12 protein-coding genes are annotated in these 12222 nt (G+C 28.4%); 3 read left to right on the forward strand and 9 right to left on the reverse strand.

Annotated elements, in window-relative coordinates:
• Positions 1 to 223: 223 nt before the first annotated feature.
• Together A500_RS04510 and pta are read right to left on the reverse strand one after the other, a co-directional pair.
• Positions 224 to 1420 carry an acetate kinase gene (locus A500_RS04510; protein ID WP_016206404.1) on the reverse strand — a complete coding sequence of 399 codons (1197 nt, stop codon included), beginning with the start codon at positions 1418 to 1420 and terminating at the stop codon, positions 224 to 226.
• A gap of 25 nt (positions 1421 to 1445) precedes the next feature.
• A complete protein-coding gene (pta, locus tag A500_RS04515) occupies positions 1446 to 2447 on the reverse strand; it encodes a phosphate acetyltransferase (RefSeq protein WP_016206405.1) in 1002 nt (333 codons plus the stop codon).
• Positions 2448 to 2670: 223 nt separating this feature from the next.
• Between pta and A500_RS04520 the strand changes: the two genes are divergently transcribed.
• Both A500_RS04520 and ylbJ read left to right on the forward strand, forming a co-directional pair.
• Positions 2671 to 3876, forward strand: a complete 1206-nt coding sequence (locus A500_RS04520; RefSeq protein WP_016206406.1) for a nucleotidyltransferase — start codon at positions 2671 to 2673, stop codon at positions 3874 to 3876.
• 47 nt (positions 3877 to 3923) lie between these two features.
• Positions 3924 to 5114: a sporulation integral membrane protein YlbJ gene (ylbJ, locus tag A500_RS04525; RefSeq protein ID WP_016206407.1), complete on the forward strand. Its 1191-nt coding sequence runs from the start codon at positions 3924 to 3926 to the stop codon at positions 5112 to 5114.
• Here ylbJ and A500_RS04530 read toward each other — a convergent pair.
• From A500_RS04530 to A500_RS04555, 6 genes are all read right to left on the reverse strand, one after another.
• A complete protein-coding gene (locus tag A500_RS04530) occupies positions 5100 to 5636 on the reverse strand; it encodes a hypothetical protein (protein ID WP_016206408.1) in 537 nt (178 codons plus the stop codon). The genes ylbJ and A500_RS04530 overlap by 15 nt on opposite strands.
• Positions 5637 to 5661: 25 nt before the next feature.
• Positions 5662 to 6135: a pantetheine-phosphate adenylyltransferase gene (gene coaD / locus A500_RS04535; protein ID WP_016206409.1), complete on the reverse strand. Its 474-nt coding sequence runs from the start codon at positions 6133 to 6135 to the stop codon at positions 5662 to 5664.
• Between the two features lie 17 nt (positions 6136 to 6152).
• Complete coding sequence (gene rsmD / locus A500_RS04540) at positions 6153 to 6707, reverse strand: 16S rRNA (guanine(966)-N(2))-methyltransferase RsmD (RefSeq protein ID WP_016206410.1); 555 nt, start codon at positions 6705 to 6707, stop codon at positions 6153 to 6155.
• 64 nt (positions 6708 to 6771) lie between these two features.
• Positions 6772 to 8802, reverse strand: a complete 2031-nt coding sequence (recG, locus tag A500_RS04545) for an ATP-dependent DNA helicase RecG (RefSeq protein WP_016206411.1) — start codon at positions 8800 to 8802, stop codon at positions 6772 to 6774.
• 86 nt (positions 8803 to 8888) lie between these two features.
• Positions 8889 to 10559, reverse strand: a complete 1671-nt coding sequence (locus tag A500_RS04550; protein WP_016206412.1) for a DAK2 domain-containing protein — start codon at positions 10557 to 10559, stop codon at positions 8889 to 8891.
• A gap of 11 nt (positions 10560 to 10570) precedes the next feature.
• Positions 10571 to 10918: an Asp23/Gls24 family envelope stress response protein gene (locus A500_RS04555; RefSeq protein WP_016206413.1), complete on the reverse strand. Its 348-nt coding sequence runs from the start codon at positions 10916 to 10918 to the stop codon at positions 10571 to 10573.
• Between the two features lie 238 nt (positions 10919 to 11156).
• Between A500_RS04555 and rpmB the strand changes: the two genes are divergently transcribed.
• Positions 11157 to 11348, forward strand: a complete 192-nt coding sequence (gene rpmB / locus A500_RS04560) for a 50S ribosomal protein L28 (protein ID WP_008678335.1) — start codon at positions 11157 to 11159, stop codon at positions 11346 to 11348.
• 237 nt (positions 11349 to 11585) lie between these two features.
• Here rpmB and A500_RS04565 read toward each other — a convergent pair whose 3' ends face one another.
• On the reverse strand, positions 11586 to 12221 hold the full coding sequence (locus A500_RS04565) for a thiamine diphosphokinase (RefSeq protein WP_016206414.1): 636 nt from the start codon (positions 12219 to 12221) through the stop codon (positions 11586 to 11588).
• Between the last annotated feature and the right edge of the window lies 1 nt (position 12222).

Consider the following 12222-nt stretch of genomic DNA (forward strand, 5'->3'; position numbering starts at 1 on the left):
TATTTGCTCTAGACTAAGTCCTCATATCCTTTAGGATACATTATACACATTATGTGTATAGCTTGAGCAAAGCTTCATTTCACTCCTTAGATAAATATTTGCCGAATAAACACAATTTATTATATAAAGTGCACCATTAAAAGTCAAGTAATTTATTGTAAATTACTTAACTAATAATTATGCACTCAAAAATATATCTATTGAATATTACAATTTCTATAAATTACTTAATTAATTCAAGAGTATCTCTTGCAATAACTAATTCTTCATTAGTTGGTATAACAAAAGCTTTTACCTTACAATCAGCTTTTGATATTTCTCTTAATTTTCCTCTAACATTATTTTTCTCAGTATCTATTTCTACACCTAAGAATTCTAATCCTTTTAAGATTGATTCTCTAGTTTCTGGCCCATTTTCTCCAACTCCAGCAGTAAATACAATAGCATCAACTCCACCCATAATAGCAGCGTATGATCCAATTGTAGCCCTTACCTTATATTCAAATATAGAAAGTGCTAATTTAGCTCTATGTATGCCTTCCTTAAAAGCAGCATCTTCAATATCTCTAAAATCTGAACTGATTCCTGATATTCCAAGAACTCCTGATTTTTTATTTAGTAAATCATTAACCTCATCTATTGATAAACCTTCTTCTTTCATTAAGAAAGTTACTATAGCAGGATCTATATTTCCACTTCTTGTTCCCATAGCAACACCTTCAAGTGGGGTAAAGCCCATTGATGTATCAATAGAAACACCATCTTTAACAGCACATAAACTTGCACCATTTCCTAAATGACATGTAACTATCTTTAAGTCTTTTATATCTCTTCCCATAACTTCTGCCACCTTTTGAGAAACATATTTATGAGAAGTCCCATGGAATCCATATTTTCTTATGCCATGCTTTTTATATAAATCATATGGAAGTGCATATAAATATGATTCTTCTGGCATTGTTCCATGAAATGCAGTGTCAAATACTACTACCATTGGAGTATTTGGCATTAGTTCTTCACAAGCTTCTATTCCTATCATATTTGCAGGATTGTGAAGTGGTGCTAATTTAAAGCATTGTTTTATATACTCTTTAACTTCTTCATTAACAATTACTGAGTTTTTATACTTTTCTCCACCATGAACAACTCTGTGTCCAACTGCTGATATTTCATCCATTGATGAAATTACTCCATGCTCACTATCTACTAAAGTATCTAAAACTAGCTTTATAGCAACTTTATGATCCTCCATTGGTTGTTTAACTATATACTTATCTCTGCCTTCAACCTTTTGAGTTAAAACTGAACCTTCAATTCCTATTCTTTCCACTAACCCTTGAGCTAATGCCTCTTCAGTAGTCATATCTATTAATTGGTATTTAAGCGATGAACTACCGCAATTAATTACTAATACTTTCATTTGTTATACTCCTTCCTAACAGTTATTATTTTTGAGATTGTGCTTGAACTGCAGTTAATGCAACAACATTAACTATATCATCAGAACTACATCCTCTTGATAAATCATTTATTGGTTTTGCAAAACCTTGGCACATAGGTCCTATAGCCTCTGCATTTGCAAATCTTTGAACTAACTTATATCCTATATTTCCACTTTGTAAATCTGGGAATATTAATACATTAGCTTTACCTGCCACATCACTATTTGGAGCTTTCTGAGATGCTACCTTGTCAACTATAGCCGCATCTAATTGCAACTCACCATCTATTAATAAATCTGGTCTTAATTCCTTTGCAAGTTCTGTAGCCTTTCTAACTTTATCAACCATTTCGTGATCTGCGCTTCCCATTGTTGAAAATGATAACATAGCTACTCTTGGTTCTATCTTACAAAGATTTTTAGCTGTATCTGCTGTAGCTATTGCTATTGCTGCTAACTGCTCATAAGTTGGGTTCGGATTAACTGCACAGTCTGAGAATAAAAGCATCCCTTCTTCTCCATATTTTGAACCTGGTACCATCATTATGAAGAAACTTGATACAACAGATACTCCTGGTGCAGTTTTTATTATTTGTAGTCCCGGTCTAAGTAAATCTCCTGTAGTATGTATAGCACCAGAAACCATTCCATCAGCATCATCTAATTTAACCATCATAGTTCCAAAATACAATGGATCTCTTACTATTTTTTCAGATTTTTCTAAAGTCATTCCTTTACTTTTTCTTAATTCATAAAACTCATTAACATAAGTTTGTAATCTTTCTGAAGTGTTTGGATCGACTATTTCGATTCCTTCTAAGTTCACTCCTAGTTCTTTTGCTTTTTCATTTATTTTGTTTTTATCTCCAACTAGAACTGGATAAGCTAAACCAAGTTCTTCGATCCTTTGTGCAGCAACTAGTGTTCTTTCCTCATCACCTTCTGGAAGAACTATTCTTCTTTTATCAGCCTTTGCTGCATCCCATAATTTATTCATAAGTTCCATAATAATTACTCCTTTCAAAAAGATACGGACTCATCTTCATATATTAATATACTCCTAAATAACTATAACTTTCAACATAAAAATATACGAAAGATTTAATTCTTTATATTATAAATATTCTGAATACTTTTGCTTGTCCGTAATCCTTCTCCTTTATATTAGTCTTTTATTAAATTTTTATTATGTTATAATGATTTTATATTTCCCATTAAGGAGTGTATTTATGAATATAACAGGAATAATAACGGAGTATAATCCTTTTCACAATGGTCATCTTTACCATTTAGATTCTGCAAAAAGAGAAACAAATTGTGATGGTATAGTTTGTATAATGAGTGGTAACTTCGTTCAAAGAGGTGAGCCAGCATTAATAGATAAATGGAAAAGAGCTGAAATGGCTATTTTAAATGGAGTTGATTTAGTTTTAGAATTACCAACTTTTTATGCTTTATCTTCTGCTGAATTTTTTGCAAGAGGTTCAGTATATATTCTTGATTCAATTAATGTAATCAATAACATTTTTTTTGGAAGTGAATGTGGAGATATCAACTTATTAACTAAAATTGCTAAAATATTAACAGATGAATCTAATGAATTAAAGTTAGAGATTAAAGAAAATCTAAAAAAAGGAATGACTTATGCTAAGGCTCGAGAACTTTCTTTAATAAAAATTTTAGAAGATGACTCTTTGAAAGAAATTTTATCAAATTCAAATAATATCTTAGGAATAGAATATATAAAGGCTTTAATTCTTTTGAATAGTTCAATTAAACCTTTAACTTTAAAAAGAGAAGGCGCTAAATATAATGATAAAGAACTAAATAGTCTCTTTTCTTCCGCTACTAGTATAAGAGAAAGTCTTAAAAACAATTTATCTTTAGATAATTTAAAAAATTATATTCCAAGTGTTTCATTAAATATGTTATACACTTTAAAAGATAAAAACTATCCTTTTGTCTTTGAAAAAGATATGTATGAATATATTAAATATAAACTCATTACAAATTGTATAGATTTTAACAATCTTTTTGAAATAAAAGAAGGCTTAGATAATAAATTCTTAAAAGAAATATATTACAGCACATCTTATGAAGATTTAATATTTAGAGTAAAAAGTAAAAGATATACTTATACCAAAATTTCTAGATTAATGTCTCAGATATTTTTATCTTTAGATAGATATTCTTTTAAAGATTTAATAAATCCAGATAATCTTTACGCTAAAGTTCTTGGATTTAATGATAATGGTCGTCTTATATTAAAGGAAATGAAGAAAAAATCAAAAATCCCCATTATAACAAAGGTTTCCAAAAACATAAATAATCCTCTTTTAAATCTAGATATTCAAGCTACTAAAGCATATTCAATATTAAATAATAAAGTGAATCCACTAAATGATTATTTAATGTTACCTATAATAAAAAGTTAATATTAGAAAGCCATAGGCATATAAATACTATATAGGAGGTAAATTTTATGTTTAGTATTTTTATTTTATGGCTTTTAATTTTTTTTCTAGTAGCATTACTTTTAAAACTTTTAGATATTAAGAAAAATTATCTTATTTGTTTCGCAATTACTATATTTATAATTATATTTGTAATAAATCTAGAGGTTAGTATTTCAGCTGCTATAAATGGTACAAAACTTGTTATCACAGCAATATTACCAACAATTTTTCCATTTAGTGTCATATGCAACTTATTAATCTACTATGATGGAATAACCCTTTATTCTAAAATTCTTGGGCCTTTAATTTGTAAACCTCTAGGTCTCTCTAGAAATTGCTCTTTTCCCTTGGCTGCAAGTTTTATATGTGGTTATCCATTAGGAGCAAAATACTCTTCTGACATTTATGAGCTTGGATATATACATAAAAGTGAATATGAAAGACTTTTAAATATAGCATCTAATGCAGGGCCAATTTTTATTTTAGGAGCAGTTGCAACTGCTATGTTATATGATGTAAAACTCGGGTATATTTTATTAATAGCTAATTATTTTTCTATAATTATTGTAGGTTTTTTAACAAGAAGAAATTTAAAATTTAAAGTTTCTTATTCAAATTTAAATAATACTTATAAAGAACTTCCCTTTGGTATTAATCTAAAAAATTCCATTGAAAATGCAGTTGCTACAACTATAAATGTAGGAGCTTTTGTTATAATATTTTCAGTACTAATAAGTATAATAAAAAGCAACACTTATATAAGCATTGCTTTTAAATATTTAGAAGACTTAATTAACTTGCCTGTTGGAACGTTATATAATCTTTTTTTAGGAAGTATTGAATTTACAAATGGATGTAAATTAATCTCTAATTCTAATATATCTATGAATTTAAAATTAAGCATGATGAGCTTTATTTTATCATTTTCAAGCTTATCTGTTATAGCTCAAGTAAGCTCTATAGTAAGTAAAAGTAGTCCTAATATGAAGAAATATATATTTTATAAGTTTATACAAGGATTACTAAGTTTTATAATAACTTTTATTTCAAGTAATATACTTTTAACCTCAGTTCCAACTTCAAATATTATTACAAATGAAAATTATAATATTTATACACTTTATAAATATTTTATTCCTATACTATTGTTTTTTCTATTAACACTATTAATATCTATAACTCTAAAAAGTTTTAAGAAGAAATTACATTCCTCTTAACTCTGAAATATTTTCCTTTATTTTTGACCCTGTGCTACTTAGTTTTTCATCTATCTCTTTTGCTGCTATTTCAAAGGATTTTTGCATATTTTCAATTAGAATATTTCTTTTTTCTTCAATTTCTCGATCTAATTGAGATAAAATTTCTGTTGAATACTCTCTAGATCCAATTCTAATTGCCTTAGCATCTCTTTGTGCTAGGGCAATTATTTCATTAGCTCTTATTTTAGCTTCCTTCACTACATCATGATTTTCAACTTTTTGTTTCATCATTTCTAAAATTTCACTTTTAGTTGATTCATACTCTTTTTGAGCATCTCCAAGTATTCTATCTTTTTCAGTCATTACCCATTGTGCTTTTTTTAATTGATCTGGAAGATAATTTATTACTTGATCTATTACTTCTAAAAATTCCTTTTTATCTACTACACTTTTACCTGTTATAGGTACCTTAGGTGCTGTTTCTATAAGTTCTTCCAAATACTCCAAAAGTTCTATTATATTAACTTCTGTCTTCTCCATACCTTTTCCCCCTCGATAAAACAATTTAAAACTTATCTATAATTTCTGATATTAATTCGTTAGGTACAAGCCCTTCAATATTTCCACCAAATTTAGCAACTTGCTTTACTGAAGATGAACTCACATAAGAATACGCTGAGGAAGTCATCATAAAAACCGTCTCTATATCTGGATTTAATTTCGAATTCATAAGTGCCATTTGAAATTCATATTCAAAATCTGATATTGTTCTAAGACCCTTTAATATAACCTTTGAATTATGTATCTTTGCAAAATCCACTAATAATCCTTCAAAACTTAATACTTCTACGTTTTTTAAATTCTTAGTAACTTTTTTAATTAACTCAACTCTCTCTTCAATATTAAATAAACACTTTTTATCTACATTTACTAATACTGCAACTATAAGTTTATCATAAATCTTAGAACCTCTAGTTATAATATCTAAATGTCCTTTAGTAATAGGATCGAAACTCCCTGGATATACTGCTATATTCATATCTATCACCTTTTTATTTACTCCTCATATTTATAAAAACATACTGTTGTATTTCCATATTTTCTACTTTGTAATAATTTTATATCTTTATATCCTTCGTATATTTCCTCTATAGAATCTATTTTTGTAACTATTATTCCATTTTCCTTCAGCATATTATTTTCTTTTACTATTTTGATTGCTTCTGGAATCATTTCCTTACAATAAGGTGGATCTATAAATATAATATCAAAAGTTATTCCTTTATTGCTTAACATCTTTAAAGCATCATATGAATCCATATTTAATGGAACACAGAAATCTTCAAACTTTAAACTCTTAACATTTTGCTTTAACAAAGGAAATGTAGTATTACTTTTGTCAATTAAATAAACTTCCTTTGCCCCTCTGCTTGCTGCTTCTAAACCAAGACTTCCTGTTCCTGCAAACACATCTATAGCCACAGCATCCGGTATGTATCCTTGAATTATACTAAACATAGCTTCTTTTACTCTGTCTAAAGTTGGTCTAGTTTCCATGGTAGCTGGAGGTATTAATTTTTTCCCTCTTGCTTTACCTGCTATTATTCTCATTTAGTTTCCTCCTTAGGTACTATCATTTCAATTTTATCACAATATTTATTCATATACAATTTTTTTAATTAAAACAAATATATCGACTATATCTTTCAATAGAGTTTGATATTTCTCTACACAATTTTACATGTTCTATTTCATTAGAACTAATTAAATTATTAGCTTCATATCTTGCACATTTTAATATATCTATATCTTCATATATATCTGCAAGAACAAGCCCTATATCTCCACTTTGTCTTATACCAAACATCTCACCTGCTCCTCTGAGCTTTAAATCTTGCTCAGATATATAAAATCCATCTGTTGATTCTACCATTATTTCCATTCTTTTTTTTGTTTTTTGATTTTTTGCATTTCCAATAAGAATACAATAAGATTCATACTCTCCTCTTCCTACCCTTCCTCTTAGCTGATGAAGCTGTGCTAAACCAAATCTCTCCGAATTTTCTATTATCATCATTGAAGCATTTGGTACATTTACTCCAACTTCAATTACAGTAGTTGAGATAATAACTTTAATTTTATCTTCCTTAAACAAATTTATAAGTTCGTCTTTTTCTTTTGGCTTCATTTTGCCATGTAATATTTCTATACTTACATTTTTAAATACATCGTCTTTTAATTCTTCATAAAGTTTTTCAACTGAATTCAATTCCATTTTTTCATTTTCTTCAATTAATGGACAAACTATATAAACTTGCCTTCCTTTTCTTATTTCATCTAAGGCTAGTTTATAAGCTAACATTCTATCATTTTCAGAATAGAATTTTGTAGCTATCTTTTTTCTTCCTGGAGGTAGCTTATCAATAATTGAAACATCTAAGTCTGAGTACATATATAAAGCTAAAGTTCTAGGGATAGGGGTTGCTGTCATAACTAAAACATCTGGTCGTCTTCCTTTGTTTATAAGTTTATTTCTTTGCTCAACGCCAAATCTATGTTGCTCATCTGTAATAACAAGGCCTAAATTAGTAAAATCTACATCCTCTTGTATTAATGCATGTGTTCCTATTACTATAATCGGTTCGCCTGTGGAAATTCTCTCTTTTATTCGTTTCTTTTCTTTTAAGCTAGTACTCCCAGTTAATAATTCAACTTCTACATCAAAAGCTTCTAATATTTTCAAAGTTTCTTTATAATGTTGATTTGCAAGTATTTCTGTTGGAGCCATTAGAGATGCTTGAAATCCATTTTTTATAACATTAAACATTGCTATTATTGCAACTATAGTTTTACCACTACCAACATCACCTTGAACAAGTCTATTCATTGGATAATTACTTTTTTGATTCCTTAATATTTCTCTAACAACTTTAGTCTGTGCCTCTGTTAACTTAAATGGTAATGCTTCTTTTAAATTCGTCAATTGCTTATGCCAATAAAATGAAATCCCATTTTTGTTTCTAAGATTATTTTTTAGTAATAAAAGTTTCATTGAATATGTAAATAGCTCTTGAAACTTTAATCTTACTAGTGCTTTATCTAATTCATTTTTATCTTTTGGAAAATGAATTTCTCTTATTGCTCTATCCAATCCTATCATATTATACTTTTCTAGCATTATTTCTGGTAAATTATCTGTTATAACTATCTCATCTAATATTTGATTTATAAGCTTAGTAATTATTTTATCACTTAAATCACCTTTCAAAGGATATTTAGGTATTATTTCACTTTTCTTCGCGTCTCTACATCCGATAATAGGGTTTATAACTTCTAATAAGTTACCTACTTTTTTAAATTTCCCAACTAACTCATAAGATTCATTTAATCTATAAGAATTTTTTATATATCTTTGATTGAACCATTTTCCAACAACAATGTGTCCTTTATAATCAAACTTTATTGTTGTTATAATTTTCCCTGTTTTGGTTTTTATATCTCTATCATACCCTATTACTCTACAGCTTAAAATTTGTTTTTCTTCACCATCTATTTCATTAAAATCTATATCACTTCTTATAAATTCATAATCTCTTGGGAAATATAGCAGTAAATCATATATAGTAAAAATTCCGCATCTATTAAGCTTTTCACTAAGCTTTGGTCCTACTCCTTTTAGAGTAGATATTTCCATGGATATATTCATTTGCTCACCCTCAAAATTTTAATTCACTAAATATTAAAGCACAAGTTTCTACTTATGTAAATAAAGTAAAAACTTGCGCTTTTTTATTATTCTACTGATACTAAGAAATAATAAAGAGGCTGTGCTCCTTTATAGCATTGAACATCTAACTCTTCATACTTTTCTTCTATTTTCTCTGCAAATTCTTCTGCTTCTTCTTCTGTTACATCTTCACCATAGAAAATTGTTATAAGTTCACTGTCTTCGTCAATCATATCAGAAAGTATTTCTTCTGTAATATCAAAATAAGATTCTCCAACTCTCTTTATTTTACCTTCAATCAAACCAAGAATATTTCCTTCTTTTATTTCTATTCCATCCATTTCTGTATCTCTTACTGCATAAGTTACAGAACCTGTCTTAACCATTTCTCTTGCTTCTTTAAGATTTTCTACATTTTCATCAACTTCTAGTTCTGGATTAAACATTGTAACACATGTTATTCCTTGAGGTATTGTAGTTGTTGGTATTACCCTGACATCTTTATCTGCAATTTCAGCTGCTTGATTTGCTGACATTATTATATTTTTATTATTTGGTAAAACAAAAATATGTTCAGCATTTAATTTAGATACACATTCCATTATATCTTGAGTTGAAGGGTTCATTGTTTGGCCACCTTCTATAACATAGTCAACACCTAAATCCTTGAATATATTAGTTATACCTTCACCCATTGCAACTGCCACAAATGCATATTTCTTCTTTTCCTGTTCTAACTCTTCAACTGCTGCTTCACCTTCAAAGTGAGCTGAATCATCTATGTTAGCTTCTTTATATTCTTCTTTGCTTAAAAGTACTTCCCTATGCTCTTCTCTCATATTATCTATTTTTATTTTTGATAATTCTCCTAATTTAACAGCCTTTGCTAAAACAGCTCCTGGGTCATTTGTATGAATATGTACCTTTATAACATCTTCATATCCAACTACAACTTGTGAGTCTCCCATAGGAGTTATATCATCTCTAAATTTTTCAGCTTTACTAGCATCTGCTAAAATTATAAATTCAGTACAATAACCAAATTTAATATCTATATCTTCTGTACCTTGAGCACCTTGCATTTTAGCAGTTGCTGGTTTAATATCCCTTATTTCAGCCTTAATATCATCTCTTAAGGCATCATACATTCCTTTAAGAATAATATATAGTCCCATTCCACCTGAATCTACAACCTTAGCTTTCTTTAATGCTGGTAATAAATCTGGTGTTTTATCTAACATTATTTTAGCTTCTGTTACTATAACGTCCATAATATCTACTATATCTTTTACATCTGTATCTATCGCTGCATCAGCTGCAGCTCTTATAACAGAAAGTATAGTGCCTTCTGTTGGTCTCATAACAGCCTTATATGCGGCATTACTACCTTCCTTAAAAGCTATAGCAAGTTCTATAGCGTCTACTTCATTTTTTCCTTCTAGGCCCTTAGAAATACCTCTTAATATTTGAGAAAGAATTACTCCTGAGTTTCCTCTTGCTCCCATTAAAGCCCCTTTAGCAAGCTTTTTTGAAGTTTCAGCAATTGACATAGAATTTAATCCTTCTATCTCTTTAACTGCAGCCTTAAAAGTAGCTGACATATTGGTTCCTGTATCTCCATCTGGAACAGGGAATACATTTAAAGCATTAACGTATTCGCTTTCTTCTAACAATCTGTTGCTAGCATTAACAACCATGTTATAAAAATCATGGCCATTTATTTTCTGATATTTCATCTTTTTACCTCCTAGACTCTAACTGCTTGAACATTTACTGTAACAGATGAAACTTTTAATCCAGTAAAGTTTTCCACGCTATAACGTACCTTTTGTATTATGTTATTAGCTATTACAGAAATCTTTGTTCCATATTCAACCATAACATATAATTCTATAACTAATTTATCTTCATTAAATTTCAGCTTAACACCCTTGCTTAAATTTTCTATTCTCATTAATTCCCATAATCCCTCAGTTGCATTCTTAGAAACCATACCAACTACTCCATAGCACTCCATAGTTGAAAGTCCAACTATTTTTGCAAGCACTTCGTCTGAATAATGTATATTTCCAAGTTCATTTGAATATCCTACCATATAGAATCCTCCTTATAAATATCCTTATACTATATTTTATATTACTTATATTTATTATTCAAGTAAATCTTACATAGCTTATTATATGAAGATAACATTATATATATAAATATTTTTTAATTTAAAAGTTTTTTCATTTTTTTCTCATTTTCTATTGCTTTTCTAAGGCTTACTATGTTAAAATTTAATCTGTCCTATTGAAGAGAAATTATCTTCACAAATAAGGAGGTGTTTTCAAGTGGCAAGAAGATGCGAAGTTTGTAATAAAGGGGTTGTATCTGGAACTCAATACTCCCACTCACATCGTCAATCAAAGAGAACTTGGGCTCCTAACATAAAGAGAGTAAAGGCTTTAGTTAACGGAACACCAAAAACAGTTCATGTATGTACAAGATGCCTTAGATCTGGTAAGGTTCAAAGAGCAATATAAGTTCAAATAGAAAATGCAATTGGTTTTAACAATTGCATTTTTTATTTTATATTTAATTATTTTGTCATACATTTTTCATATGTAGTTATCTTTTCCTTTTAAAAAATCTAATAAAATTTGAAATAAATCTTGGTAATTTTATAGCTATTATCTTCATAAATTCTCCCTCCATAAAAAATCACTCATCTCTTTATATACATTGTATGCAAATAAACAAAATGAGTGATTATTTTTTATTTAATCTTTAGAATAAATAACCATTATAATTCCACTATCAAAAGTTATTTTTATGTTTTTTCCTACAAATTCATTAGAAGTAGTTAAACCATCACCCAAAGATAGATCATAATTTAATAAATCATATTTAGAATTTTTTATAGTAAAATTTTTTACTATTTCACAATATGCATGAAAAGATATAATATCCCCTTTATTTCCTCTTAATATCATACTTTTATCACATAAAAAAATTCTATTATTATCATCTACTATTTCAACATGAATAGATTTCTTTAGTCCTTTTAACATAAGTCCAATATTACTTAATGAATGATCATATCTAGTTCCAGTTGCTCCTAAAAGTATTATTTCTGTTGCTCCTTCTTCAAGAGCTAAGTTAAATGCAATTTCTGTATCTGTAAAATCCTTTTCCTTTTTGTATTTTATTTTTTTACAGCCATTGGCTTCCATACAAGCTATTATCTTATTATCCGCCGAATCAAAATCACCCAGTATGTATTTTGGAGATATATTATATTGGTATAGTACCTCACAACCTTTATCCGCACCTATTATAATATCTGCTTTTTTATATGATTCTAACAACAGATGCTTAGATGGTGCTTTTCCTCCTGATACTATTAAAGCCTTCATT

The sequence above is a fragment of the Clostridium sartagoforme AAU1 genome (assembly GCF_000401215.1).
Classification (GTDB): domain Bacteria; phylum Bacillota; class Clostridia; order Clostridiales; family Clostridiaceae; genus Clostridium; species Clostridium sartagoforme.

Excerpts from the sequence above, each read along its gene's own strand:
- A500_RS04510 (WP_016206404.1), bottom strand. The coding sequence starts at position 1,420 with ATGAAAGTATTAGTAATTAATTGCGGTAGTTCATCGCTTAAATACCAA.
- pta (WP_016206405.1), bottom strand. The coding sequence starts at position 2,447 with ATGGAACTTATGAATAAATTATGGGATGCAGCAAAGGCTGATAAAAGA.
- A500_RS04520 (WP_016206406.1), top strand. The coding sequence starts at position 2,671 with ATGAATATAACAGGAATAATAACGGAGTATAATCCTTTTCACAATGGT.
- ylbJ (WP_016206407.1), top strand. The coding sequence starts at position 3,924 with ATGTTTAGTATTTTTATTTTATGGCTTTTAATTTTTTTTCTAGTAGCA.
- A500_RS04530 (WP_016206408.1), bottom strand. The coding sequence starts at position 5,636 with ATGGAGAAGACAGAAGTTAATATAATAGAACTTTTGGAGTATTTGGAA.
- coaD (WP_016206409.1), bottom strand. The coding sequence starts at position 6,135 with ATGAATATAGCAGTATATCCAGGGAGTTTCGATCCTATTACTAAAGGA.
- rsmD (WP_016206410.1), bottom strand. The coding sequence starts at position 6,707 with ATGAGAATAATAGCAGGTAAAGCAAGAGGGAAAAAATTAATACCTCCA.
- recG (WP_016206411.1), bottom strand. The coding sequence starts at position 8,802 with ATGAATATATCCATGGAAATATCTACTCTAAAAGGAGTAGGACCAAAG.
- A500_RS04550 (WP_016206412.1), bottom strand. The coding sequence starts at position 10,559 with ATGAAATATCAGAAAATAAATGGCCATGATTTTTATAACATGGTTGTT.
- A500_RS04555 (WP_016206413.1), bottom strand. The coding sequence starts at position 10,918 with ATGGTAGGATATTCAAATGAACTTGGAAATATACATTATTCAGACGAA.
- A500_RS04565 (WP_016206414.1), bottom strand. The coding sequence starts at position 12,221 with ATGAAGGCTTTAATAGTATCAGGAGGAAAAGCACCATCTAAGCATCTG.